This window comes from Bacillus infantis (genome assembly GCF_050107595.1).
Lineage (GTDB): Bacteria > Bacillota > Bacilli > Bacillales > Cytobacillaceae > Bacillus_AB > Bacillus_AB infantis_C.
In genome coordinates, this window is sequence record NZ_JBNILH010000008.1 from 96,318 (window position 1) to 120,686 (window position 24,369).

25 protein-coding genes and 1 riboswitch are annotated in these 24,369 nt (G+C 45.8%); of the genes, 14 read left to right on the plus strand and 11 right to left on the minus strand.

The features are described 5' to 3' along the window. Positions 1 to 61: 61 nt before the first annotated feature. Both ACQCVH_RS17225 and ACQCVH_RS17230 read right to left on the minus strand, forming a co-directional pair. Positions 62 to 1,252, minus strand: coding sequence for a chromate transporter (locus tag ACQCVH_RS17225; protein ID WP_426836848.1), 1,191 nt, complete (start codon positions 1,250 to 1,252; stop codon positions 62 to 64). 24 nt (positions 1,253 to 1,276) lie between these two features. After that, positions 1,277 to 1,585 (minus strand): PadR family transcriptional regulator, encoded by a 309-nt coding sequence (locus tag ACQCVH_RS17230; protein WP_426836849.1) that lies wholly within the window; start codon positions 1,583 to 1,585, stop codon positions 1,277 to 1,279. Positions 1,586 to 1,788: 203 nt separating this feature from the next. Between ACQCVH_RS17230 and ACQCVH_RS17235 the strand changes: the two genes are divergently transcribed. From ACQCVH_RS17235 to ACQCVH_RS17255, 5 genes are all read left to right on the plus strand, one after another. Then, on the plus strand, positions 1,789 to 2,106 hold the full coding sequence (locus tag ACQCVH_RS17235; RefSeq protein WP_426836850.1) for a YckD family protein: 318 nt from the start codon (positions 1,789 to 1,791) through the stop codon (positions 2,104 to 2,106). Between the two features lie 363 nt (positions 2,107 to 2,469). Then, positions 2,470 to 3,084 carry a protein kinase family protein gene (locus ACQCVH_RS17240; protein ID WP_426836851.1) on the plus strand — a complete coding sequence of 205 codons (615 nt, stop codon included), beginning with the start codon at positions 2,470 to 2,472 and terminating at the stop codon, positions 3,082 to 3,084. A 75-nt stretch (positions 3,085 to 3,159) separates the two neighbouring features. After that, on the plus strand, positions 3,160 to 3,495 hold the full coding sequence (locus ACQCVH_RS17245) for a hydrolase (RefSeq protein ID WP_426836852.1): 336 nt from the start codon (positions 3,160 to 3,162) through the stop codon (positions 3,493 to 3,495). Positions 3,496 to 3,589: 94 nt separating this feature from the next. Further along, positions 3,590 to 3,919 (plus strand): four-helix bundle copper-binding protein, encoded by a 330-nt coding sequence (locus tag ACQCVH_RS17250; RefSeq protein ID WP_426836853.1) that lies wholly within the window; start codon positions 3,590 to 3,592, stop codon positions 3,917 to 3,919. Between the two features lie 245 nt (positions 3,920 to 4,164). Next, positions 4,165 to 4,530 (plus strand): rhodanese-like domain-containing protein, encoded by a 366-nt coding sequence (locus tag ACQCVH_RS17255; RefSeq protein WP_426836854.1) that lies wholly within the window; start codon positions 4,165 to 4,167, stop codon positions 4,528 to 4,530. A gap of 43 nt (positions 4,531 to 4,573) precedes the next feature. Here ACQCVH_RS17255 and ACQCVH_RS17260 read toward each other — a convergent pair whose 3' ends face one another. Then, positions 4,574 to 5,566: a sensor histidine kinase gene (locus tag ACQCVH_RS17260; protein ID WP_426836855.1), complete on the minus strand. Its 993-nt coding sequence runs from the start codon at positions 5,564 to 5,566 to the stop codon at positions 4,574 to 4,576. Between the two features lie 43 nt (positions 5,567 to 5,609). Next, entirely contained in the window at positions 5,610 to 6,311 is a 702-nt protein-coding gene (locus ACQCVH_RS17265; protein ID WP_426836856.1) for a LytR/AlgR family response regulator transcription factor, read from the minus strand. A gap of 165 nt (positions 6,312 to 6,476) precedes the next feature. Between ACQCVH_RS17265 and ACQCVH_RS17270 the strand changes: the two genes are divergently transcribed. The 5 genes from ACQCVH_RS17270 to ACQCVH_RS17290 all read left to right on the plus strand — a co-directional run bounded on the left by ACQCVH_RS17270 (position 6,477) and on the right by ACQCVH_RS17290 (position 13,454). After that, on the plus strand, positions 6,477 to 7,226 hold the full coding sequence (locus ACQCVH_RS17270; RefSeq protein WP_426836857.1) for an ATP-binding cassette domain-containing protein: 750 nt from the start codon (positions 6,477 to 6,479) through the stop codon (positions 7,224 to 7,226). Further along, positions 7,216 to 8,379 (plus strand): ABC transporter permease, encoded by a 1,164-nt coding sequence (locus ACQCVH_RS17275; protein ID WP_426836858.1) that lies wholly within the window; start codon positions 7,216 to 7,218, stop codon positions 8,377 to 8,379. The genes ACQCVH_RS17270 and ACQCVH_RS17275 overlap by 11 nt, the downstream gene beginning before the upstream one ends. A gap of 157 nt (positions 8,380 to 8,536) precedes the next feature. Further along, positions 8,537 to 9,748, plus strand: a complete 1,212-nt coding sequence (locus ACQCVH_RS17280) for an MFS transporter (protein WP_426836859.1) — start codon at positions 8,537 to 8,539, stop codon at positions 9,746 to 9,748. Between the two features lie 240 nt (positions 9,749 to 9,988). Then, positions 9,989 to 12,367: an immune inhibitor A domain-containing protein gene (locus tag ACQCVH_RS17285; RefSeq protein ID WP_426836860.1), complete on the plus strand. Its 2,379-nt coding sequence runs from the start codon at positions 9,989 to 9,991 to the stop codon at positions 12,365 to 12,367. 226 nt (positions 12,368 to 12,593) lie between these two features. Beyond that, a complete protein-coding gene (locus ACQCVH_RS17290; RefSeq protein ID WP_426836861.1) occupies positions 12,594 to 13,454 on the plus strand; it encodes a YihY/virulence factor BrkB family protein in 861 nt (286 codons plus the stop codon). A gap of 40 nt (positions 13,455 to 13,494) precedes the next feature. Here the strand turns inward: ACQCVH_RS17290 and ACQCVH_RS17295 are convergent, their stop codons facing one another. Beyond that, the gene (locus tag ACQCVH_RS17295) at positions 13,495 to 13,809 is read right to left on the minus strand and encodes a DUF948 domain-containing protein (protein ID WP_426836862.1); all 315 of its coding nucleotides are present in this window, start codon (positions 13,807 to 13,809) and stop codon (positions 13,495 to 13,497) included. 202 nt (positions 13,810 to 14,011) lie between these two features. Continuing rightward, positions 14,012 to 14,113: riboswitch (purine riboswitch) on the plus strand. A gap of 135 nt (positions 14,114 to 14,248) precedes the next feature. On the opposite strand from ACQCVH_RS17295, the gene ACQCVH_RS17300 reads away from it, so the two are divergent. Further along, the gene (locus ACQCVH_RS17300) at positions 14,249 to 15,544 is read left to right on the plus strand and encodes an NCS2 family permease (protein ID WP_426836863.1); all 1,296 of its coding nucleotides are present in this window, start codon (positions 14,249 to 14,251) and stop codon (positions 15,542 to 15,544) included. A 166-nt stretch (positions 15,545 to 15,710) separates the two neighbouring features. Continuing rightward, complete coding sequence (locus ACQCVH_RS17305) at positions 15,711 to 16,331, plus strand: nitroreductase family protein (RefSeq protein ID WP_426836864.1); 621 nt, start codon at positions 15,711 to 15,713, stop codon at positions 16,329 to 16,331. A gap of 144 nt (positions 16,332 to 16,475) precedes the next feature. Here ACQCVH_RS17305 and ACQCVH_RS17310 read toward each other — a convergent pair whose 3' ends face one another. From ACQCVH_RS17310 to ACQCVH_RS17320, 3 genes are all read right to left on the minus strand, one after another. Beyond that, positions 16,476 to 17,039 (minus strand): helix-turn-helix domain-containing protein, encoded by a 564-nt coding sequence (locus ACQCVH_RS17310; RefSeq protein ID WP_426836865.1) that lies wholly within the window; start codon positions 17,037 to 17,039, stop codon positions 16,476 to 16,478. Positions 17,040 to 17,116: 77 nt separating this feature from the next. Continuing rightward, on the minus strand, positions 17,117 to 17,860 hold the full coding sequence (locus tag ACQCVH_RS17315; RefSeq protein WP_426836866.1) for an STAS domain-containing protein: 744 nt from the start codon (positions 17,858 to 17,860) through the stop codon (positions 17,117 to 17,119). Beyond that, entirely contained in the window at positions 17,850 to 18,509 is a 660-nt protein-coding gene (locus ACQCVH_RS17320; RefSeq protein WP_426836867.1) for a cobalamin B12-binding domain-containing protein, read from the minus strand. Before ACQCVH_RS17320 ends, ACQCVH_RS17315 begins: the two co-directional genes overlap by 11 nt. Positions 18,510 to 19,032: 523 nt before the next feature. On the opposite strand from ACQCVH_RS17320, the gene ACQCVH_RS17325 reads away from it, so the two are divergent. Both ACQCVH_RS17325 and ACQCVH_RS17330 read left to right on the plus strand, forming a co-directional pair. Continuing rightward, on the plus strand, positions 19,033 to 19,734 hold the full coding sequence (locus tag ACQCVH_RS17325) for a winged helix-turn-helix domain-containing protein (RefSeq protein ID WP_426836868.1): 702 nt from the start codon (positions 19,033 to 19,035) through the stop codon (positions 19,732 to 19,734). After that, positions 19,724 to 21,124 carry an ATP-binding protein gene (locus ACQCVH_RS17330; protein WP_426836869.1) on the plus strand — a complete coding sequence of 467 codons (1,401 nt, stop codon included), beginning with the start codon at positions 19,724 to 19,726 and terminating at the stop codon, positions 21,122 to 21,124. The genes ACQCVH_RS17325 and ACQCVH_RS17330 overlap by 11 nt, the downstream gene beginning before the upstream one ends. A gap of 599 nt (positions 21,125 to 21,723) precedes the next feature. Here ACQCVH_RS17330 and ACQCVH_RS17335 read toward each other — a convergent pair. The 3 genes from ACQCVH_RS17335 to ACQCVH_RS17345 form a co-directional block, all read right to left on the minus strand. Next, positions 21,724 to 23,088 (minus strand): hemolysin family protein, encoded by a 1,365-nt coding sequence (locus ACQCVH_RS17335; protein WP_257990102.1) that lies wholly within the window; start codon positions 23,086 to 23,088, stop codon positions 21,724 to 21,726. Positions 23,089 to 23,148: 60 nt separating this feature from the next. Then, positions 23,149 to 23,532, minus strand: coding sequence for a MerR family transcriptional regulator (locus ACQCVH_RS17340; RefSeq protein ID WP_426836968.1), 384 nt, complete (start codon positions 23,530 to 23,532; stop codon positions 23,149 to 23,151). A gap of 471 nt (positions 23,533 to 24,003) precedes the next feature. Then, positions 24,004 to 24,171 (minus strand): YwzD family small protein, encoded by a 168-nt coding sequence (locus ACQCVH_RS17345; RefSeq protein WP_426836870.1) that lies wholly within the window; start codon positions 24,169 to 24,171, stop codon positions 24,004 to 24,006. Positions 24,172 to 24,369 lie beyond the last annotated feature (198 nt).

A 24,369-nucleotide genomic window follows, 5' to 3' on the forward strand; every position in this document is an offset into this window, starting at 1 on the left:
GATTGAAGAGGCAGCGGGAATCCACCGCTGCCTCTTTTTCTATTCAACTGAAGAATTGGACCTAGAGAAGCCCTAATAAAGCACCGCCGCCTGCCCCGGTTAGTACGACAATCCATGGAGGCAGCTTCCAGTAGGCAAGCATGGCAAAAAGGATGCTTGCAAATGCAAAGTCTGCCGGCTCCAGGATGGAGCTCGTCCAGATTGGGTTATAGAAGGCAGCGATCAGGATGCCTACCACTGCCGCATTGACCCCCATCAATACACTGGCAGCCTTTGGGTTGCTGCGCAGCCTGGCCCAGAATGGCAGTGCGCCGGCAATCAATAAAAAGGCGGGGAGGAAAATAGCTGCAGTAGCCAGGAGACCGCCCTGCCAGCCGCTGATTACGGCCCCGATATAAGAAGCAAAGGTGAAGAGCGGGCCAGGCACCGCCTGAGCAGCACCATAGCCGGCAAGAAAGGCTTCTTCTGTCAGCCAGCCGCCCGGCACAAACTCCCGCTCAAGGAGGGGAAGGACAACATGACCGCCGCCAAATACGAGTGAGCCGGATCGGTAAAAGCTGTCAAACATAGCAATCCAGTTTAAAGAAGTGGCTTCCCGCAGAATCGGAAGTATAATGAGGAGGCCGAAAAATAATGCCAGTGCCGCTGCGCCTGTCTTTTTTGAAATCGGAAATGGCATTGGTGCTTTTTCTTCCTGCGAGTGGTTTCTATAAAGGACAAAACCGGCAATCCCCGCAGCTAAGATAATCGAAATCTGGGAAATGGCAGTTTGCCACAATAAGGCTGCTGTCAGGGCAAGAAGGACAATGGCCTTCCTCTTCAGATCAGGTGCAAGCTTTGACGCCATGCCCATGATGGCATGCGCCACCACAGCAGTGGCTACAATTTTCAAACCATGGATCCACCCGGAATCAGCTGCGTCCAGGCCATCCATGATGAGTGCAAAGAAAATGAGTGCTATAACGGAAGGAAGGGTAAAGCCTAAGAAGGCAAGAAAACCGCCGATCAGGCCTCCTCTGGCAAAGCCGATCCCCATGCCTACCTGGCTGCTTGCAGGGCCAGGTAGGAACTGGCAAAGAGCTACAAGATCAGCATAGCTTTGCTCATCCATCCACTTCCGCCTTCTGACATACTCTTCATGAAAATAGCCCAAGTGGGCAATGGGCCCGCCAAAAGATGTCAGGCCAAGCTTGGCCGAAACAAGCAGAATTTCAATAAAAGTATGAATGGTATATTTTCTTTCTGTATTCATCTTTTCGTCTCTCCTTTCGTTAATTTAATCCTTGATTTCTTTAAAAAGCTCATAAGCCTTTTTCCGGGCCTCTTCCAAAACAGTCTGCCCTTTTGGGGTAGCCGCATAGTACTTTCGGATTTTGCCATCGACGTTCCGGTTTTCCTTCATTAGCAGGCCATCTGATTCCATCCCGTGAAGGATGGGATACAATGTGCCGGAGCTTATCGAGTAGCCATGCTCTTTCAGCTCTTCCGGCATCCATGCCCCATAAATCGGTTCTTCCAGGGCGTGGTGGAGGATATGGATCTGGATAAAGCCCAAGAATAATTTGCGCAGAATTTTTTCTTCCACTTTCCCAGCTCCTATCATAATATCGAAATACAATATCGGGTTCCGATATTGAAAATATAACAATATCTGAATGGAATTTAAGTACCTTTACATAAGCTTTACAAAAAGATAAGAGGATTGAAAGATTTACTCTAATTTTTTCCATTCATGGATTTGTTTATTAGAGGTAAAAATATATCCAAACATAAAAAGGAGTGAAGATCATGTTGAAAAAGCTTAGCATCGTGCTTCTATGCGTACTTTTTCTTGGGCAGGCTGCTGGAATGGTACAGGCAGAAGGTACGGACAGCGAACAGCGGAAGCAGCTGACTGAGGCGCAGGTGAAGGAAATAGAAGCGCTCCAGGCGGATGTCCTGGAGGCAAGGAAAAAAGTAATCATGAAGTATGCGGAGTTTGGTGCCATCACTGCTGAACAGGCACAGGAAATGGTGAAGCATCTGGAAAAAAGGCACGAAAAAATGAAAGAAGAAGGCTTCATGCCTCACTGGCTGAACCGTAAGCACTGCCCGCATTGCCATTAATAGATGGGATGTGGAGGCTGTTTGACTTAAACAGCCTTCTTTTGTAAAATAAGTCTATATAATTGATTTCCTTTTTTTAAAGGGGAGTAGCAGATAAGCATGGCCGTCAATACGGGCAGGTTGCCCCGGCTATGCTGGCAATCATGGATTGTTTGCGAGACCTTTACCACGTTTGTTTGGTGTGGGTCTCTTTTATTTATAGAGGCATTATGACCCTGCAGACGGTCATGATGCCTTTTTTTGTCGTTGGAATGCGATGTCTAGCATCAGCAAGACTATTGAGAGAGGTTCGGGAATACATCTTTACTAGGAGGGGCAGTCTCTGCCATTTGCAGAGACTGTAAAACAGGAGGAGGAACTTCTATGCCTCAGAAAAAGTATGAAAGGCTCGCTGAAAGCGTCCTTATCGCCGAAAATCCAATCAGATATATAGAAAAAGATAAAGCCCTCCTTCATGCAGGAACGGGCAGGAGTGCAGCCGTTTTCAGGATTGCCGGAACAGAAATGGCATTGAAGGTATTTGCCCCGGCTTTCAGCCATATTGCCCTGGAGGAGGCTGAGATTTACGGGCAGCTCGAGGGGAGCGTGTTTTATCCGCGTTTGCATGAAAGAGGGGATAACTATATTGTCATTGACTATATTGAAGGGCAAACTTTTTTTGAATGCCTTACAAACGGAACCAAAATCACTCCGGACGATATTGCAAGAGTGGATGCGGCGCTTGAGCTTGCCCGTGCTAAAGGGCTGAATCCTTCTGACATCCATCTCAGAAATCTGTTTATTACGGCAGCTGGGGAAATCATGCTGATCGATGTAGCAAGATTCAGGCAGGCCAGCATTTGCAGACAATGGGGAGACCTTAAATATTTTTTCTGCAAGTTCTATTTCAAGCCTTTGTTTCCAAAAAGGTTCCCTGAACCTGTATTAAATGGGGCAGCTTTTCTGTATAAAAGGTTATTGAAACGGCGCAGCTGCTGACAGGAATGGGCATACTCTGGTTTAGCCATGGCTTTCTGTGTGGTAAAGGCATAAAAAAAGCCAGGAGTTGAGATGATGGAAGAGAAGAAAGATTATTATATTGATATCGAGAATGGCCAAATCCATCCGGGAAAAGCAGAAGGAGAGGACTGGCAATTCAGGGTCTTTGCAGATGACGAGGAAATTCACCAGCTGGCAAAATATTTGAATATCAACTATAATGCGGATTTAAAAACATTCGTACGCTCGCATATTCCTTTCCTTGAATATCATAAAGATCCTCAGAATGATGAATATGATGCCACGATTGAACAGGCATATGCACTGATCTACCAGCTTGGAGATGAAGAAGCTAGGGCGCATGTAAAGAGCATGGGCATCTTATCCGAGGAAGAACTGAACAGACGGTGATGAGTTCCAGGCAGCCAATAATGGCTGCCTGTTTGTTTTATTTCTATTTTTAGTGGTAACAGTTCAGTAGAAAAAAGAAAATGGAGGGATTCAATTGGCAAACTCAGTTTATGAAGAATGTATACAGGCCTGTCTTGAATGTATGGATGCGTGCAATATGTGCTTTGACGCCTGTCTGAAGGAAGAGGATGTTAAGATGATGGCCCGCTGCATCAGGCTTGACCGCGAGTGTGCAGATTTTTGTGCATTTGCGGCGAAGGCAATGCAATCAGACAGCCCCTTTGTGAAACAGATCTGCGCTGTCTGTGCCGATATTTGCGAGGCATGCGGAGAAGAGTGCAAAAAGCACGAACACGAGCATTGCCAGCGATGTGCGGATGCCTGCTTAAAATGTGCTGAAATCTGCCGCAGCATGGCAGCGTAAAAGGAAAGTAAAAAACTGTTTTCTGGGCTAGGGTAAATGAACGATATTTGAAGGGTGAAAACAGATTTTATGATCATCTGAAAAAGCCGGGCTGAACCGGCTTTTTTCATGAAGAAAAAAGTACAGGCAACCGCAGACATTTGAGTTGATTTTATACCTGAAGGCGTATATGATCGAAGTGCCGATATACCAATAGAATGTGAAATTCCGGAAAATATTACTAACTTCAATGAGGTACAAAAAAGATGATATATATGCTGATCATTTTTCTGTTTTTGGCAGCGATTCCTTTTTACAATCGTTATGTTCCAGTCTATAAGGTGCCTTGCCGCAGGGTGGATGAAATTCCCGGGGAGCATGTAATCCTTGATATCAGGGATTATAATGAGGGCTATGAAGAACGTATCCCCGGTGCTGTGAATCTTCCTGTCCCTTATATTGCCCGAAACCTCGGCGACATTCCTGCAAGAAAGATTCACCTTATCTGCGCTTCCCCGCTTGAGCGGAATATGGGAATTCGTCTGCTTCAAAAAAATGGCTTTCAAGTGGATGGATTCACATTGTCCAATAAAAAATGTGCCGGGAAGGCGCTGGCCTGCTGCCATAAATAATCAAGAAAAACCCCCATTGTGATAATGGGGGTTTTCTTGCGGGCTAGGAAATATGCGGAATCTTTATTTTAACTTCAAAAGAATGCCCTTTATGGGTATAGTCCAGGAAGCCATTATAAGAAAGAACAATATCTTTGATGATCTTCGTGCCAAGCCCTTCATGGTCTCCCTCTTTATTAGACATCCCGAATCTTTCAAACAAGGAGTCTATGATAGACTGTGGGACAGGCAGTGTGCTATTGGAGCAGGTCAAAATCATAAGACCGCTTTTTTTGTAAAACTGGAGCCTTGCATATGCTTCTTCAAAGCCGGAAGCTTTATAGGCAGCTGCCGCCTCAACGCTGTTTGACAGAATATTGCCGGCCAATGCTGCGATATCCTCATCTTTCATGGGGAGAGAAGAAAGGGGAAGCTCCAAATCGTAGTGGATGCTTATACCTTCTGCAGCAGCCTTCTTTTGCATATGGTGGAGCACACCGGCAACAGGGCCGCTTTCCCCTTTGATGGCCAGATTCACTTGTTCGTATCCGGAAAGGAGCCCTCCGAAATATACTTTTGCTTCGCTGAATTGCTCTTTGTCCAGCATATACTGGACAGCTGAGACATGCTTCAGGAAATCATGCCGCTGCTTGCGGACAGCGAGGAAGGTATCATTTAGCTGCTGTACCTCCATCTCCTTTTCCGCAAGGCGTCCAACCGAGGAATCAATGATCTTCCCGCTGTACCATCTGGCTGTTTCTGCCAGCACTGCTGCTCCTGCTGCAGCTGCAAAAGAAGCCTTTGAGCCGGACAGGGCTGCAGCCAGAAATATAAGCATCTGAACAATCAAAAAGAAGGCTCCCAGGCCTGAATGGAGGCTGGAGGAGTTCAGTTTTGCCGATAGGAAAAGAGCGGCCGAAAAAACCAGGAATGCCAAGGCGCCTGTCATCACCGGCTTCCACTGCGGTGCCAGGAGTATAAAGTAGCCTCCCCCGGCAGCGGATAAAAGCACCGAATAAAGGACGGCAGGCGCTGAGCTGTTTATCTGTGAGCGCAAAATCCATCTTCCCCTTTTTAACTAAAATAAAGGCATAGGCCTGTTAAAAATAGTGGTCCTGCAAATAATCTATCTTCTCTTTTGTAATCATTGCCTTCTCTGACGTTCCATCAAAAAAAACAACATAGGAGTTTTTCGCATACAAAGAAAAGTTCTTTACATAATGGATATTAATAATGAACGAACGGTGCGAGCGGATAAAATCTCTTTCCCTGAGCTCGCCTTCAAGCTCATTCAAAGTCTGGTAAGTCTTGATAGGTTCCATTTTTGTATGTATCGTGGTGGAACGTCCGGAACGTTCAATAAAGATAATATCTTTTTTCTGGATGATATGGATATCGCTTTTTTGCCTGAGAAACAGCCGGCCGGAAATTTCCGGTGTCCGGTTTTTTTCAATATATCGGAGGACAGCTTTTTCAAGCCTGTCTTTTGTGAATGGCTTCATAATATAATCATGGACATTCAGTTCAAAGGCATGGACCGCGTAGCCGCTCGTGCCTGTCACAAAGATGACGGCAATATTCAGGGCGTATGTATGGATAATATCGGCCAGTTCGTATCCCGAAAGGCCAGGCATTTCAATATCCGCGATCAGGAGGTCAATTTCCTCTCTTTTGACCCGTTCGTAAGCTTCCTCTGCAGAGGTAGTTGAGAAAACAATCTCTGCCCCTTCCATGCTGGACAGGATTCCATACAGTTTGTCTAAATCTATCGGCCGGTCATCAACCAGTCCCACTTTTATCATAGTTTCGCCTCTCGTCAATGAATTACGATTCTATTTTACCATCAATTGGACAGAAAACATCCTTTTCACGACAAGAAATGGCATTTTTGCGACAGAATGGAAGCGGTAAAGCGTTCAGACAGGTAAGATTAAGCTACAAAGAGAACAGGAAAGGAGCAAAAAAAGATGATCGAGATCAAGGAAGTAACGAAAAGATTCAAGGATAAAAAAGTGCATGTCACTGCACTGAAGCATATATCACTTTCAGTAGGAGAAGGCCAGGTGGTCGGCCTCCTCGGTGAAAATGGAGCAGGGAAGACAACACTGCTGAGGACGATTGCTACACTGTACACGCCGACCGAGGGCGCCGTTTCAGTCAGCGGCTTTGATACCGTTAAACAGCCTGATGAGGTGAAGAAGCGGATGGGCGTTCTGTTTGGCGGCGAAACCGGCTTATATGACCGCCTGACGGCCAGGGAGAATCTGGAGTACTTTGCATCTCTTTATGGTCTTGGCCGCCATGAAACAAAGGTTAGAATCGATGAGCTGGCAGTGATGTTTGGCATGAAAGACTATCTGAACAGAAAGGTAGGCGGATTCTCGAAAGGGATGAGGCAAAAGGTTGCCATTGCGAGGACTCTGATCCATGATCCGGAAATCATTCTGTTTGATGAACCGACAACAGGCCTTGATATCACTTCTTCAAATGTATTCAGGCAGCTTGTCAGCTCCCTTAAAAGGCAGGGGAAAACAATCATCTTTTCCAGCCATATTATGGAAGAAGTGAAGATGCTCTGCGACTCAGTGGTCATGATCCATAAAGGTGAAATGGTCTATAAGGGCGGACTCGAGGATTTATACCGTGAAGAGGGAAGCTCGGATTTGAATTATATTTTTGAATCAAAATTGGTGAGGGGGAACGAATATGCTTCGTAATATTTATATAAAAGAAATGAAGGATATATTGAGGGACCGGAGGACATTGCTCCTGAGCGTCCTGCTCCCGATCCTTCTGCTGACGGGGCTTACCTTGTTTTATGAGAAAATGATGACTGATGGTTCAGAAACCTATACGCTTGCCATCAGCGACACTGCAGGCGAAGAAGCTAAGGAACTTGTGTCAGGCATTCCAAACCTTGAGGTGAGCGAGTATGCCAATCCCGGGAAGGCTGTAAAAGACGGGAAGGCGCATGCAGCCATTGAATTCGGCAGTCAATTCTTTGATAATCCGGAAGGCGGGGAGCCAGGCACCGCGGTCATCAAAGGTGACTCTCTCAGCCAGAACTCCGCTTATGTGATGTCACAGCTTGAAGGCGCTTTGAATGCCTACAGCGATACACTGGTTTCAGAGAGATTGACAGCTGCAGGCGTCGATCCACAAGTTACTCAGCCGATCGTGGTTCAGGTAAGTGAAATCAATAATGAAGACGAAAATGCGGCTTCTGTCGGGATACTTGCCGGCTTCCTGCCAATGGTCATTACGATTGCAATCGCATCCGGTGCATATCCTGCTGCTTCAGACTTATTTGCAGGCGAGAAAGACAGAAAGACCATGGAAGCATTGCTGATGACACCGGTCAGCAGAATTAAGCTTCTGTTTGCTAAATGGCTCGCAATCTCCACAATCGGCATGATCGCCGGCATTGTATCAGTAGCCGCAATTGTACTGGAAACCATTTTCCTGACCGAAAAACTCAAGGCTGCACTTGAGTTCGGGGACAATACCTTCACGATCATCGCCGTGACAGTTGTGATCACCCTGCTGTTCGCCTTATTCATGGGTGCGCTGCAAATGGTTGTCAGCATCATTGCAAAGACGGTAAAGGAAGCCCAGAATTATATTTCACCGATCATGATGCTTGCGATTGTGCCGACTCTTTTCCTGAGCGGTGTAGGCATCAATGAATTGACTATGAAACACTTTTTGATCCCGTTTGTGAACATCCATGCACTGATCAATGAACTGCTCCACGGGAGTGTCAATATGGAGAATATCCTTCTGACGCTTGCAAGTACGGCTGTCTCCATTGTCCTTGTATTCATTATCTCCCGTTCATTATTCCTTAAAGATAAATGGGTGCTGAACTGATTTAGTTTTGGAAAGGGCGCTGCAGCTGCAGCGTCCTTTTGTTTGTTTTTCAGACATTGTGGAAAATAATATGAAAATCTGTTTCCAATATCAGATTATTTCGGTATGATAATATTTAGTATAACGAAATATTCAAAAGACGAAAGAAGTGGAGTGGATGAATCAGGAACAGGCAGCAAAGAGAAATTTAATGATTATGTGGTTTGCCAACTTTTTTGTGGCAGCCAGCATGACAATGGTATTGCCATTTATCTCTTTATATATAGAAACTTTCGGGGACTTTTCAGAGGAATATGTCCAGCAATGGTCAGGATGGACATTTGCAATTACTTTTGTCACTGCTTTTCTCTTTTCGCCGATCTGGGGAAGGATCGGGGATAAATACGGGCGAAAAAAAATCCTGCTTATCTCCGGCTTTGGCATGGCGGTCTCTATCTTTATGATGGGCTATGTCACTAGCGTATGGCAGCTTTTCATGCTCCGATTGTTTATGGGGATGTTTACGGGCTTTATTTCCCTTTCCCAGGCGTTTATTTCTACCCAGACGCCGCAGCGGATTGCTGGAAGGGTATTGGGAACCCTGCAGACGGGAAGCATAACCGGTTCACTGCTTGGCCCGATGCTCGGAGGGGTCCTTGCTGACTCGCTCGGGTATGCGACAACCTTTCAATGGACCTCGATTTCCATTTTTATCTCAGCAATACTTGTTATTTTTACGAAGGAATTCAAGGTTGATCTCAAAAAGGGATCCAAAACGAGCTACTCCAGCAAAGAGGTCATCAAGCATATAGCAGCAAATCCGGTCCTTTTGACTGTGCTTTTCATCAGCATGCTCATTCAGATTGCGCACTTCAGCATTCAGCCGATTTTATCACTGTATGTCAACGAGCTTCACGGCCATGAGAACATTGCCTTCTTCTCGGGGATTGCCTTTTCAGCAGCCGGTCTCGGCAATCTGCTCATGGCAAGAAAATGGGGGAAAATCGGGGATCAGTCCGGGTATCTGAAGGTGCTGGTGTTTCTGCTGTTTATGGCAGCCATCGTTTATCTCCCAGGAGCTTTTGTGACTAACATTTGGCAGCTTGTTGTCATCCGCTTCCTTCTGGGGATAGCCATTGGCGGCATCATTCCTGTCAGGATTGCCTATATCCGCCAGGAAGCACCTGTCAGCATGCAGGGAGAGGTGCTGGGCTACAATACAAGCCTCCGCTTCCTCGGCAATATCATCGGACCGGTCCTGGGCGGCTTCCTTTCCGGATATTTCGGGTTTTCCTCGGTTTTTTATGTAACAAGCTTTTTATTGCTGATAAGCGGTGTGCTTCTTATTGCTGCAATGAACCGGAATCCTGAATTAGCGAATAATCACTGAACTCTCCTTTTGGGGAGTTTTTGGTTATAATTTACAATAGTAGTATAATTTTCCTTTATTAATCAAAAAGTGAATATCTTGTAATAACTATGTTTAAATGTGGAATTTAGGTATTTTAAATTATATGAATATATAAATAATAGTATTAAAGATCTATTGTTCGTGCCCCGAAATAAAAGTATACTCATTATTAGACAATTTGGACTTCAAGACTTGTCAGAATACTTAGAGGGGGCTATCATGTTGAAAAGAAGAAAGAAAGCTGCTTCCGCTGTACTGGCTGCAGCTATGGGGCTGAGCGTATTTTCAGCAGGGGCATTTGGACCTGTCCAAAAAGCTCAGGCATATAATACTGTATCCAGCCCATATGCAGGAGCTCAGGCGGATTTAGGCATTGCCAATGATGAAAGATTAATAGAGCTTTTGAAAAAGCAGGGGAAAATTTCAAAAAATGCTACTCATACGGAAGCTGATAAGGCTCTAAAGAAATTCCTGAAGGCAAAAGCGGAAAATGCAGCAAAGATTCCAGCTGGAAAAGTAGGAAAAGAGCTGGATGTTTCTGAACAGCAGGAGAAAGGGAAATCAGGAAACGGACTGAAGAACGGAAAAGGCAATAAGCTGGGACAAGCAAAAAAGGCCCATGTAGATCCGGTAGAAAAGGAAAATTATGATGGTGAAACAAGGGAAGATAAAGTCCTTGTCCTTGCCATAGAGTTTCCGGATTATAAACACAGCTCCATCACTAAAGAAGAATCTGATATGTTCTATGAAGATTATCCTTTAGAACATTTCCAGGATATGATCTTTGGAGAGGATGGCTATGAGGGTCCTTCAGGCCAGAACCTCGTATCTATGAAGCAGTACTATGAACAGCAGTCCGGCGGAAGCTATACGGTGGATGGGAAGGTTGCCGGCTGGTATACAGCCGATCACCCTGCTAAATATTACGGCGAGAATGTGCCGGCACCGGACGGTAATGATAAAGCTGCCAGAAGCCTTGTGATGGAGGCATTGAATAAAGCGGCGCAGGATCCAAATGTGAACTTGACTGAGTATGATCAATGGGACCGTGACGATTATGATGGAGACGGCGTTTATAACGAGCCGGACGGCCTTATCGACCATCTTATGGTCATCCATGCAGGCGTCGGCGAAGAAGCAGGCGGAGGATCTCTTGGAGGGGATGCAATCTGGTCCCACCGTTCAAAGCTTGGATCTGGTCCGGTTGCAGTAAAAGGTGCAAAATCGGACAGCGACCGCTGGGGCGGTGTATTGGGAGCTTGGGACTACACGATTGAACCTGAGGACGGGGCTGCGGGTGTCTTTGCTCACGAATACGGACATGACCTCGGCCTGCCTGATGAGTATGACACACAGTATACAGGGCAGGGAGAGCCGGTAGCCTATTGGTCGATCATGTCGAGCGGAAGCTGGGCAGGAGATGTACCTGGTACAGAGCCTACAGGATTCAGTGCCTACGCGAAACTGATGCTTCAGAATTGGCATGGGGGCAACTGGCTTACTGGTGAAACCATTTCATCTAAGGACGTCACCTCCAAAGGAGTGGAAGTTCTCCTTGATGAGGGCGTAACCAAAGGGAAAAATAATGACGCGGTCAGAATCGACCTTCCGCAAAAGGAAAATATCGTCAATACACCGGCCAGCGGCTCTTATGAGTATTTCAGCGGCAGCGGTGATGAGCTGAATAATTCAATGTCAGCTTCAATCGACCTGACCGGCGTTTCCCAGGCAGAGCTTTCCTTCAAGGCCTGGTATGATATTGAAACAGATTGGGATTATGCTTCAATCCAGGTTCGTGAACAGGGTGCTGAGGATTGGGTTTCTATCGAGGGCAATCTTACAACCGATACAGACCCGAATAATCAAAATCCGGGCTTTGGCATTACAGGGAATTCTAATGGCTGGAAGGATGGCAGCTTTGATCTGTCTGCGTATGCAGGAAAGAAAATTGAGGTTAAATTCCATTACTATACAGATGTAGCTGCCACAATGCCAGGATTCTATGTAGACGATATCAGTGTAACAGCTGATGGGAAGGAAATCCTGAAGGATGATGCAGAAGGAGATTCCGCATTTTCGCTGGAAGGATTCACTAAAGATCAGGGGAAATTCTACTCAGACCATTACTATCTTCTTGAATGGAGATCTCATAATGGAGTGGATGCAGGACTTGCCCATGTGCGCCGCGGCGACAGCCTGATCAGCTATGATAAAGGCCTTGTCGTATGGTATGTCGATGATTCCTTCACAGACAACTGGACTGGCATTCATCCAGGCGAGGGGTATCTGGGTGTTGTGGATGCTGACCAGCACGCATTGAAGTGGAACGATGGTTCAGTTGCCAATAATCGCATCCAGATGCATGATGCAGCCTTCAGTTTGAATAAATCAAGTAAAATGCTGATTGAGTATTTGAACCAGGGGCTAAGCCTGAAGGACAACCAGACAAAGCAAACGCCGTTATTCGACGACAGCTCTGACTACAGCAACCCAGGGCTCACAGATGTGGGGCGCAAGGTACCTCAGGAAGGGCTGAAATTCCGTGTTACAGGAGAAAGTGCTGACGGAACAGTCGGGAAGGTCCTGATCTTTAAATAAGTATAGTAATCCAGCCTGAAACCAGGCTGGATTGTTTTCTATTGTCCGGGTTTCAGGCAGCATGCCTGGCCTTTAGGGCAGGAGAAGCAAATGCAGTCTTGCCCTGCAGTATTACTGGTAATAAGATGGAAATTAGAATTAGGCGGTTAGCGGCCGGCTTTAGGGGGAAAAGGACAATAAATCATTATCCCCATTAAATGGGCTGGCAGGAGTTGATGAATAGCAAATGAAAAAAATGATCGCGTATTTAAAAAAACTGGGAAAGGAAATAAAAGATGACAGGGCAACAGGACTCGCAGCTGAACAGGCATATTATTATATGCTCTCAATTTTCCCGATCCTCATTCTGCTGCTGTCCATCGTTCCTTATCTGAATATTGATCCGCAAAAGGCTATTTCCTTTCTGCAGACGGTCATGCCTTCCGAAACGGCAGCTGTGTTTGAAGAAAATGTCGTAAACATAGTGACAAAGCCAAGCGGAGGCTTGCTGACTTTCGGTATCATCGGTACATTATGGTCGGCCTCCAACGGAATGCAGGCGTTCATACGGGCGATGAACCAGGCATTTGATGTCGAGGAGACCCGCTCCTTCATCAAGTCAAGGCTCATTTCAATCGGCCTCACACTCGGCCTGATTGTTTCCCTGATCGTTGCCCTGGTTCTTCCGGTGTTCGGAAATGTAATACTGGACCTTGTCCAATCATTCATTGATGTCCCGGATGAAATGCAGATCCTCTTTTCTGTTCTGAGATGGGTTGTTGCTATATTAGTCATAGCAGCTGTGCTGTCTGTACTATATAAGCTGGCGCCGAATAAACATTATCCTTTCAAGCATGTTATACCGGGAGCCATTGCGGCAACAGTCATCTGGCAGCTGATCTCCCTTGGGCTGTCCATCTATATCGGCAATTTTGCCAATTACTCAGGGACTTATGGAAGCCTCGGAGGAGTCATCGTGCTTATGCTCTGGTTCTATCTCACTGGACTTGCACTCGTGGTAGGCGGCGAGATCAATGCTATCTATCACCGGGAGCGCGTAAGTCCTACAGTACGGGCGAAGAAAAAGGCTGCCGCTTCCTTCAACTGAAGCATAAAAAAAGGAACCAAGGAGGTTCCTTTTTTTTGCTTTAATTAAACTTATTCACATAAGGGATGCGCTTCGTCCAAAGCTTTTTAAACAGCTTGGGGGTTTGCTTTGCCTGAACGACAACATGATTGACCTTTTCCTTTTTCATCTGGATATCGTGCTGGAGTTCCTTCTGGTGGGCTGTCAGCTCATCTGTCTGGGTTTTGATGTTGTCAGTCTGTTTCTGCAGCCTCGCCGCTGTCTCTGTCAGGTTTTGAATAGCGGGCTTGGAATCCTTATAAATTTTAAAGGCGCTTATGCCGAGATAAATAAGAGCTCCGGCAATAATGGCTAAACTGATGTAGACGATAATCAAATTCTGCACCTTCCTTTCTTTTCATATTATTTAGTCCTTACCATTTAATTACCCATTCTGCCCGAGGTTTAACAGTGAATATGCAATGCGAGCCTGTAAAAATCAACCAGAAAAAGGCTGAAGCCCCGAAAACGATATCAGTAGTCTGAATTTATTTTTAAATTGACGCTTCCCGACTCTGCTTGTTAGAATGGCAACATTATATTCATAAAATATTTATTACTGTATATGTTCGGAAATAAGGTCTGGACGTTTCTACCAAGCTGCCGTAAATAGCTTGTCTACAGGTTTGCTTTTCCCCGTACTTTTTATGGGGCTTCCTGTATATTTGCGCTGCGGCTTCGCTTGTAAAAAGCGGGGCTTTTTTTTGTTTCATTTCTGGATAACAATAAGCCTTAAGAGAAAGAGCTTCAAAAATAAATCTTGCAGGAGGAGCCAAATGTCCAATTTCTTTCAATTCATTTCAAGAGGCACCACATATAGACAGGAGACAGTTGCCGGCATCACTACGTTCTTATCTATGGCTTATATCCTGATCGTCAATCCTATTATTCTGAGCCAATCGGGGATGGACAAAGGAGCTGTTTTCACAGCTACAGCCCTTTCTGCCATTATTGGTTCGCTTCTGATCGGACTGCTGGCCAATTATCCTATCGGAATAGCGCCAAGCATGGGACTGAATTCGTTCTTTACTTTTTCTGTATGCATCGGGATGGGGATTCCATGGCAGACAGCCTTGACAGGCGTATTTGTATCTGGTGTGCTGTTTGTTATCTTAAGCCTCCTGAAAATTCGCGAAAAAATCATCAATGTAATTCCTGGCGACCTGAAACATGCCATCGCTGCAGGAATCGGTTTCTTCATCGCCTTTATCGGGCTGAAAAATGCCGGACTGGTTGTGGGAAATGAAGCAACATTCGTGTCAATTGGCAATCTGAGATCACCTGCAGTTTTATTGGCAGTTTTCTGTTTTATCCTTACTGTCATCCTGCTTGTAAAGGGCATAAAAGGTGCAATCTTTTATGGAATGGTCGTTTCTGCTGCAGCCGGTATGATTTTCGGTGTGATAGAGTCTCCAACGCAAGTGGTAGGGCCTATCCCAAGCCTCGGTCCGACCTTCGGGGAAGTGTTCCTGCATTTGGATCAGGTGTTTACGCCGGAAATGCTTGCTGTCATCTTCACATTTCTGTTCGTCGCTTTCTTTGATACCGCCGGAGCCCTGATTGCCATTGCGAGCCAGGCGGGACTGATGAAAAATAACGAAATCCCCAATGCTGGCCGGGCGCTTCTGGCTGATTCTGCTTCTACGGTTGTTGGCTCTGTCCTAGGAACTTCCACGACCGCATCTATGATTGAATCCAGCTCAGGGATTGCGGCAGGGGGGAGAACCGGATTCACTTCTGTCATCATTTCCGGCTGCTTTGCCATTGCTTTGTTCTTCTCGCCGCTGCTCGGTGTCATTACGGCTGAAGTCACCTCTCCGGCCCTTATCATTGTGGGGGCCCTCATGGCATCCGAAGTGCGGCTGATTAACTGGACCAGGCTTGAAATCGCCATCCCGGCGTTTGTAACGATCCTGATGATGCCGCTAACCTTTAGTGTTGCAACCGGGATTGCATTAGGCTTCATTTTATATCCGGCCGCTATGCTTGCTCTGAAAAAAGGAAAAGAAATCCACCCGATTATGTACGGGCTTTTCGCGGCCTTTTTGGCATATTTCGTCTATCTTGCCTGATGGGAATAGGGTGCATGCTTCCTGGATAAAGTAAGGGGGCCGCTGTGAGCGGCCTCTTTTGCTATCCTATGCAGCTGCCGGAAGTGGAGTTGCTTGACGGTAAATATTTTTTCATTATAATATCGACATTGTATTATTCGGATTTTTATTTTAGGAGTGAACCTTCATGGCAAAGCAGACAGCAGACTTTTTTGAAATAGCAGCCGGGCGCAGGTCCGTTAAAAATTATGATCCAGAAAGCACGCTTACAAAGGGTGAAGTTGAAGAGCTTATCGAATTGGCTGCAAAAGCTCCGTCAGCATGGAATCTGCAGCATTGGAAATTTCTCGTTTTCCATGGTGAGGAAGCGCAGCAGCGACTTCTTTCGATCGCTTACAACCAGCAGCAGATCGTGGAGGCTTCAGCCGTTTTTGCAGTGCTGGGGGATCTGGAGGCCAATAAGAACGCTGAATCGGTTTTCAGCCAGGATGTATCTGACGGGCTTATGTCGGAAGAAATCAAGCAAATTCTTATCAAGCAAGTTGAGGGAGCATATAAGGATAAAGGCAAAGCCAGAGATGCAGCATTCAGCAATGCTTCACTGGCGGCCATGCAGCTGATGCTGGCAGCAAAGGCAAAGGGCCTGGATACATGCCCGATCGGCGGATTTAATGTGCCGGCATTTATTGAAGAGTTCAGTGTGTCTGACCGTTATGTCCCGATCATGCTGATCACAGTTGGAAAAGCAGCAAAGCCAGGGCGGCCAACTAATCGTCTTGCCGTAGAACAAATATCAGAGTGGATTTAAGGGCCCGCAAACAGAAGGACGATGCTTTTTGAGCATCGTCCTTGTTAGTTGATAAAAAGTGTATATTTTTACTTCGATTCCTATCTGACAGATGCCTGTCCCACGAGATTATATAGTCTGCGTTCCAAGGCGCTTGCGCTTTTCTTATGTATCGGCGTCCGCGGTGGAGGAAATTCCTGTGGAGGCTGTGGCTGCACCGATGATTTTGCCTTCACTGTCCAATAAAGGATGGGCAAAAACGACATAGGTCATTTCTCCATCGGAGAGGGGAAATGTAATCTCCTCACGAAAATTCAATCCGGTATCAATCACTTTCTGCTTGAGCAGCATAAGTGCCCGGGTCGCGCTGTTGTCGGCAAGTTCGTCGTCGCGCATCCCAATTGACTCTTCTGAACTAAAGTCAGCATGAGGATTGAAGAGCCAGGTATATCTTAAATCAAGATCGCAGTGGGCGATGACCATGGGCGCCTGCTCCATAGCAAAACGGAAGGGACTCTCATCTGCAAGAATGAAAGTGGAAGGGTGAAAGTCAAGGATGCTCGCTATTTTTTGTCTGATTTCTTCACTGGGGTTTCTGTCGCCATTCTCAATCTGTGCGTAATACGCCCTGTCAATGAAGGTTTTAGAAGCAATCTCTTCCTGTGTCATTTTTTTTCTTTTTCTAAGCGTAGACAGCCATGTCCGGGCATTTGATTTCTGTTTTTTCATAAGTTAACACACCATTTCCTAGGTTAGCAGCGATGTGAAGAGGAGGGCCTCACTCAGGCCTTCCTCTTCATTTTCTCTTATAATCCTTTTTTTATAGCTTTATGCAGACTATTTATATATTTGGCTTCAAGATCAGGGAAATGATTGTGGAAGGTTTTTGCCTGCTCCGGGTTGATGCCTATCAGGACGGATTCTGCACCCAGCAGGGTGAACTGGGAAAGGAGCTGCTGGAAAAGAATCAGCCCGTCACGCGAGATGCTGCCGACACCGTTGAAGTCAACCAGGATACGATTCACATTTGAATCATGCAGCCGGTCTAGCAGCCGGTCTTTATTCTGGTTGATCAGCTGTTCTGAGAGCTCTCCAAAGAGCGGGATGAGCACAAGTTCATCTGAAATATGGATGAAAGGACTGGAAAGCTCAAGCACCTTTCTATACGATCTTTCAGCACTTTCCTTGCTCTCAAGCAGGTCGAGATTAGTGTCAGCAAGCCGCTGCCTGTGCTTTTCCACTTGGGCGGCAAGGATATTTATCTTATCATCCTCCTTAATGAGCAGAAGCTGTGCAGTATTCCCGTCCCAGCTGATATGCACTTTAACTAAAGCAAAAGGGGAAGAGTGGGTTTTCATATTCAGCTCTGTCTGTTTTTTCTTTTTATTCAGGAGGACATTTTTCGCTTTTTCTGCGCTTTCGTCATCAATCAGCTCCAGCAGGTTTCCGGCAGGCAGAAACAAGCTGGCCGCCTCAGCAGAGCTTTCTAGGATATCAAGCTTTTCATTTATTTTAAAATAGGGCAGGGGCAATAGCTTATTATCTTGCATTCAATTTCTCTCCAAAAGGTAAAGTTGGAATCCACTGCTCAATGTCTATGAGCTCTTTCAGCAGCGTTGTTTTGCTGGAGCAATGGCTGGTAAAATCGTAATATTTGAGCAGACGTCCCCCGACAAATACCGCAGGCGAGTGCGTCAGGTTTTCAAGTTCTTTTACATAAATGGAAAGCTTTTCGGCATGATTGATCATGGTGAAGGACAATCCTATTACATCAGGCTGCCACTCTTTTGCCGACTCTGTTCCTTTCTCTAAAGGAACATTCGGTCCAAGCAGCTTTGTTTCCCACCCTTTCTCTTCAAAGATGATGGCGGCCATCTTCAGGCCGAGAAAGTGCTGTTCATTTTCAAGGCAGAAAAACATCGCTTTCCTTCCTTTTTTCGGCTGGACTTCCCTGGAAACCTGATGCCTGTATCGTGAAAGCACAAAATCACATGTTGTGGTGGCTAAATGTTCATCGGCAACGGAGATATCATCATTCTGCCAAAGCTCGCCGACACGCTGCATGGACTTGGTAATCAGCTTTTCAAAGATTTCAAGTGTATTGGCTGAATTCTTGTGCTGGCCATATATAATCTCCCAAGCTTTATCCTGGTCTCCAGACAGCAGGGCATCAGTAAGCTGTTCTGAGTATTGTTCCATTATGACCACCTTCTTCGAAAAATATTGGTCGCGTGGCAAGGAAGTTCTGTCGGCTGTTCCTTCGCTGGTGCCCCTGTGCCAAATCTCTGGAAGGTGGGAGTTCAGCATTGAAAATGTGTTAATATAATTATATTTTAAGGGCTTAATAAAGAAAATTGAAAGTCTGGGTTCTTAATGGTATTCAGTGTAACATATTTTTGTTCATAATGCGGGATGCAGGATTTTACAGCAATATATATATATTATCTAATTGGCGAAGCTGGAAACAACTCTGATTCATTCTCCAAGTGTGGCTCTCCTGCACCATATGGAAGGAAATAGATTCCGGACAGGGTGAGGAATTGGATATGGAGAATTTTTTGGTTTAATATGAGTATAAAAGCCCGGAAGTGCAGGGAGGATGCTCAGCATAGAAAGCATCCTGTTATCTATCGTTTTATCAGAAATTCTGCGGGAATCTGTACTGATGTGGTACAGAGCTTCATTATATTAACGGGCGTGTGTCCGGGGATGGTGTCTGAATATGAAAATATTGGTAGTTGAAGATAATGAAAGTGTCTGCTCGATGCTTGAAATGTTTTTTATGAAAGAAGGCTATACAGGCAAGTTTGTCCACAGCGGCCAGGATGGCTTTGATGCATTCAATAAAGAATCCTGGGATCTCGTCATCGTCGATTGGATGCTGCCAATCATGGATGGTGTTACACTCTGCCGGAAAATCAGGGAATTGAGCACAGTTCCGATTATCATGCTGACAGCGAAAGACAGTGAATCAGACCAGGTGCTGGGCCTTGAGATGGGAGCGGATGACTATGTGACAAAGCCATTCAGCCCGCTTGCCCTCATGGCGAGGATCAAGGCTGTAACAAGAAGGTACCAGGCTGATTCCTCCAAGCAGGAGGAGGCAAACTATATCTCAAGCCAGTTTTTCAAGATCAGCAAGGATACGAGAGAAGTGCTCTACAATGGCCAGCCCCTGAATAATCTTACGCCAAAGGAATTTGACCTGCTTTATTATTTTGTCAAAAACCCGCGGCAGGTTTTTTCCAGGGAGCAGCTCCTGGACAGGGTGTGGGGATATCAATTTTATGGGGATGAGAGGACGGTCGATGTCCACATCAAGCGCCTGCGCAAAAAAATCGGCACCTCATCCCAGCCGTTCATCCATACGGTATGGGGAATAGGCTATAAATTTGATGAATCGGAGGCCGCAGGTGAAAATTAAATATTTCTATCAGCTCCTGATCAGCCATATCAGCATCCTGATCATGGCTTTCCTGCTATTGAGCCTGCTTTTTACACAGTTCGTCCAAAATTATGTTTTTCAAAATAAGACGGAGGAGCTTGCTGCTTATGGTCAGCAGGTGCTGAAGGAGCTCTCAGTGAGGCCGGTGGGCAATGAGCAGTTTCTCGAAGAGTACAGCCAGCTGCTGAGGGCCCGGAATATCAACTATTATCTGTTTGACGGCAACTACGGCGTTATCTATCCCCAGACCAGAGGGCTTAGCCTATTATTGACAGATGAAGAGAGGAAAAGGCTTGCCGGAGGGCATTCAATTTCCATCAAGCATGACATCAAGCGCTTTGAGCAGGAAGTGACACTGGTAGCCATCCCGTATATGCATGACGGCAGGATGACAGGGGGAATCCTCCTCATGTCGCCGATCAGCGGTGCACTCCAGATGGCCAGCCAGCTGAATAAATTCCTGCTGTACACCATCATCATCAGTCTGACTGCAACAATCCTCCTCAGCTGGGTGCTGTCCAAAAATCTCCTCAAGCGAATCAAAGAATTGAGGAATGCGACCTCGATGATTTCCAAGGGAGATTATAATGTTAATATCAAAAACACACAATTTGATGAAATAGGGGAGCTTGCAGAAGACTTCAACCATATGGCCGCAAAGCTCAGGTCCTCCAATGAAGAAATTGAAAGGCTTGAAAACCGGCGGAGAACATTCATTGCAGATGTTTCCCACGAAATGCGGACGCCGCTTACGACAATCAGCGGCGTGGCAGAAGGCATGAAGAATAATCTAATACCTGATCAGGAAAAGCAAAAGGGCATGGATCTGATTGACCGGGAAGCGAGAAGGCTTATCAGGCTGGTAAATGAAAATCTCGATTATGAGAAGATCCGCTCAAACCAGGTCAAGCTGGACATTGGCAATATTCAGGTCCTGGATCTGTTTGAAGTAGTCAAGGAGCAGCTTGACTTCCAGGCCGAAGAAAAAGGGATAGAAATCGTGCTTGATGCGGATGAAGAGCTATTTGTAAAAGCAGATTATGACCGCATCATCCAAATCATCATCAACATTGTTAAGAACAGCATCCAATTCACCGATGGGGGAACTGTGTGGCTGAGAGGGCGGAAAGGCAATGATGAAACAATCATTGAGATCCAGGACACTGGGATGGGCATCGACCCGGGGGAAATTGAATCGATCTGGCACCGCTTCTATAAAGCAGATCTGTCAAGGACCAGCAGCACGTTCGGTGAATTCGGGATCGGCCTTTCCATCGTCAAACAGCTCGTACAGCTTCATAATGGGGAAATTGAGGTAGAAAGTGAAAGAAATCAAGGAACGCTCTTTAGGATCAGATTTCCGGGATGACGGGTGTGACGCCGTTTCCGCAAAGGATGACAAGGGCAAGACTTCTGATTTTGCTGCTGGGTCGTGCAACCTGGAGTGCGGCTGGGGCGCAGGAACAGTCGAAGGGAAGCCAAGTCATGCATCTGAGAGCCCGGTTTGGGATACATGACAATTTGAAAAAAAAGACCAGTCAGGCGAGAGCCTGGCTGGGATACATGGCCAGACGAAAAAAAGACCAGTCATGTATGCGAGAGTCCGTCTGGGGTACATGACCAGTTGAAAAAAAGGCCAGTCATGTATGCGAGAGTCCGTCTGGGGTACATGACCAGTTGAAAAAAAGACCAGTCATGTATGCGAGAGTCCGTCTGGGGTACATGACCAGTTGAAAAAAAGCCCAGTCATGTATGCGAAAGCCCGGCCGGGATACATGGCCAGATGAAAAAAAGGCCAGTCATGTATGCGAGAGCCCGGCCGGGATACATGACCAGTTGAAAAAAAGGCCAGTCATGTATCCGAGAGCCCAGCTGTGCTCACGTGACCAGCCTTTTCACAGCAGTTACATAATATCCCATTAAGCGCCAAACAAAAAACCTTTCCCGCACTGGGAAAGGTTTTTCTCTCTATGAAAGGACCTCCGACTTAGCCAGCATAATCTGCTGCTCAGTCTGCTGTTCGACCGGCACAGCCTGCTCCTGGAGTTTCTTTACTTCAATATACTTGATATGATGATCTTCCATTTCAAGGATGGTAAAGTCATAGGAGTCAAAATGAATCGTATCGCCCTGCTTCGCTTCATAGTTCTCTGTCAGGATCCATCCGCCCATTGTATCCACATCCTCATCATTGATCTCAAGGCCGAGGAGGTCATTTACTTCACTCACAAGAATTTTGGAATCAAATATGAAATGCCCTTCATCCATTTTCCGGACCATTGGGACCTCATCATTGTCAAATTCGTCGCGGATGTCGCCGACGATTTCTTCTATTATGTCTTCGACTGTCACAAGGCCTGAAGTCCCGCCGTATTCATCCATCAGTATGGCCATATGGATCCGGTCTTTCTGCATTTTCACCAGCAGGTCATGGATCGGAATCGTATCGATGACCCGGATGATCGGCCGTGTATACGCTTCAAGCGTCTTGGAGGTTATCTCCCGGTCCTTGATGAAGTCAGTAATGATTTCCTTTATGTTGACCATCCCGATAATATGGTCTTTATCTCCATCGATAATCGGATACCTTGTGAACTTTTCGTCATGGACGAGCTGCAGGAAGGTTTCGAGCGTATCATCCTTGGCAAGCGAAACAATTTCTGTACGCGGGACCATGATTTCCTTGGCAATCCTGTTATCAAACTCGAATATCTTGTTTACATACTTAAACTCAGACTGGTTGATTTCACCACTTTTATAGCTTTCGGATAAAATGATGCGAAGCTCCTCTTCGGAATGTGCCAGGTCATGCTCGGAAGCCGGCTTTAGCCCAAAGAAGCCAGTGATTAAGCGTGCAGAGCCATTGAGCGCCCAGATGAAAGGGTACATGATTCTGTAGAAACCGATCAGCGGACGGGAAAATGCAAGCGTAATCCATTCAGCTTTTTGAATAGCGAGAGTCTTTGGCGCAAGTTCTCCGATCACAACGTGGAGGAACGTGATAAAGCCAAAAGCAATAGAAAAAGAAAGAATATGTGATACAGATTCCGGGATGCTGAGGTTTGTCAGCACCGGCCTTAAAATATGCTCGACTGTTGGTTCTCCGAGCCACCCTATTCCCAGCGCGGTCACGGTAATGCCAAGCTGGCAGGCGGACAGGTAGCCATCCAGGTTCGTAATCACTTTCTTTGCAGCAAGTGCAGAACTGCTGCCTTCTTCTATAAGCTGGTCAATCCTTGAGCTTCTCACCCTGATGATCGCAAATTCCGAAGCGACAAAAAATGCCGTAAAAGCAATTAAAATGGCTATAATAACCAAGTTTAATATGTCCAATAAGTTTCCTTATCCCGCGTGAGCGAGTAAGGAGTCACCTCCTGATAATACAAAAATATTTTAGCTTGTTAAGGTTTTAAGAGACTGGATCAAAGCCAACCCTTCCGTACTCAGCTTTTTGGAGATGTTGTTTTTTTCTTCCCCTTCCAGCTTTTGAATGAGCGGAAGGAGGGATGAAATCTCTGTATGAAGATGCCTTATCTGCTGTGTAACATCAAGAATTTGCTTTTCGACGGTCCCTGAAGCGGCATTCCCATCTTTCTTAAATTCCAGCTTTCTCTTAATCTCTTCAAGCGGTATGTGCAGCTTTTTGCATTCCTCGATGAATGTAAGGTCGAGCAGCACATCTTCAGAATAAAGCCTGTAATTCGATTTTGATCTTTCAGCCTGTATAAGGCCCAAAGCGGTATAATAGTCAATCGTTCTTTTTGATACATTTGCAATCGCTGCTAGTTCACCAATGCGATAGAATGCCCCATCTTATCACCTCGGTATTGGATTTTAATTCTTTATTGATTGGTTTGTTCAAAAAAGCAAGAAGCATATTTTCATAAAATTAACCATAATTATACGGTAAATTAAACCGTACAGTCAAACGTTGCGGTTGGAATGGAGTGATTACTCTTATTTTATGAGAATATATGCAGCTTATGAACAATTATGAATCAATTTATCGGAAAATACAAAAAATTACACCGGAATTTCTAAGGATTTTTTTGTTCAAGGGGGGCGTTAGTGTTCCGTGCTGATTTTGGGCTCATTCAGCCGCGATTCCTCAAAAGGATGAAGGGCCGCCCGGGAAGCCGCCTCTTTTCATGGAAATGCCTATTACGGCGATAATACCAGCTGGGGAGGCATGTATTTATCATTGAAAAAACAGGCTGCGGAAACTTCCGGCAGCCTGCTTTCCTCTATTTATTTTTGCAGACGCTGAATGACTGGCCGCAGCTGGCTCCTCAAATCTGCCAGCAGGTCGTTCACTGTCAGCTCACCCTCGCTTTGGCCTTTATCAAAGGCGTGCTTAAGCACATCGGCAAAGCCGGGTAATTCTTCCTGTATCATTCGGAGATTTTTGTCATTCATTATATTCATACACCTTTTCTATGGATTTCTCTTTTATTTCCCGCCTGCAGCAAAGGTTAAACTGCTGGTCCCTGCAGAAAATTAGACATCGTCCCATTTAAAGTATAAATTTATAATATAGGAAATCGCAGAAACCAGGATATCAAGGAACATACTTGACTATACTGGACAAGTTTTAACATATAAAGGGGTAGAGCA

Excerpts from the sequence above, each read along its gene's own strand:
- ACQCVH_RS17225 (WP_426836848.1), bottom strand. The coding sequence starts at position 1,252 with ATGAATACAGAAAGAAAATATACCATTCATACTTTTATTGAAATTCTG.
- ACQCVH_RS17235 (WP_426836850.1), top strand. The coding sequence starts at position 1,789 with ATGTTGAAAAAGCTTAGCATCGTGCTTCTATGCGTACTTTTTCTTGGG.
- ACQCVH_RS17240 (WP_426836851.1), top strand. The coding sequence starts at position 2,470 with ATGCCTCAGAAAAAGTATGAAAGGCTCGCTGAAAGCGTCCTTATCGCC.
- ACQCVH_RS17245 (WP_426836852.1), top strand. The coding sequence starts at position 3,160 with ATGGAAGAGAAGAAAGATTATTATATTGATATCGAGAATGGCCAAATC.
- ACQCVH_RS17255 (WP_426836854.1), top strand. The coding sequence starts at position 4,165 with ATGATATATATGCTGATCATTTTTCTGTTTTTGGCAGCGATTCCTTTT.
- ACQCVH_RS17265 (WP_426836856.1), bottom strand. The coding sequence starts at position 6,311 with ATGATAAAAGTGGGACTGGTTGATGACCGGCCGATAGATTTAGACAAA.
- ACQCVH_RS17270 (WP_426836857.1), top strand. The coding sequence starts at position 6,477 with ATGATCGAGATCAAGGAAGTAACGAAAAGATTCAAGGATAAAAAAGTG.
- ACQCVH_RS17275 (WP_426836858.1), top strand. The coding sequence starts at position 7,216 with ATGCTTCGTAATATTTATATAAAAGAAATGAAGGATATATTGAGGGAC.
- ACQCVH_RS17280 (WP_426836859.1), top strand. The coding sequence starts at position 8,537 with ATGAATCAGGAACAGGCAGCAAAGAGAAATTTAATGATTATGTGGTTT.
- ACQCVH_RS17285 (WP_426836860.1), top strand. The coding sequence starts at position 9,989 with ATGTTGAAAAGAAGAAAGAAAGCTGCTTCCGCTGTACTGGCTGCAGCT.
- ACQCVH_RS17290 (WP_426836861.1), top strand. The coding sequence starts at position 12,594 with ATGAAAAAAATGATCGCGTATTTAAAAAAACTGGGAAAGGAAATAAAA.
- ACQCVH_RS17300 (WP_426836863.1), top strand. The coding sequence starts at position 14,249 with ATGTCCAATTTCTTTCAATTCATTTCAAGAGGCACCACATATAGACAG.
- ACQCVH_RS17305 (WP_426836864.1), top strand. The coding sequence starts at position 15,711 with ATGGCAAAGCAGACAGCAGACTTTTTTGAAATAGCAGCCGGGCGCAGG.
- ACQCVH_RS17310 (WP_426836865.1), bottom strand. The coding sequence starts at position 17,039 with ATGAAAAAACAGAAATCAAATGCCCGGACATGGCTGTCTACGCTTAGA.
- ACQCVH_RS17315 (WP_426836866.1), bottom strand. The coding sequence starts at position 17,860 with ATGCAAGATAATAAGCTATTGCCCCTGCCCTATTTTAAAATAAATGAA.
- ACQCVH_RS17320 (WP_426836867.1), bottom strand. The coding sequence starts at position 18,509 with ATGGAACAATACTCAGAACAGCTTACTGATGCCCTGCTGTCTGGAGAC.
- ACQCVH_RS17325 (WP_426836868.1), top strand. The coding sequence starts at position 19,033 with ATGAAAATATTGGTAGTTGAAGATAATGAAAGTGTCTGCTCGATGCTT.
- ACQCVH_RS17345 (WP_426836870.1), bottom strand. The coding sequence starts at position 24,171 with ATGAATGACAAAAATCTCCGAATGATACAGGAAGAATTACCCGGCTTT.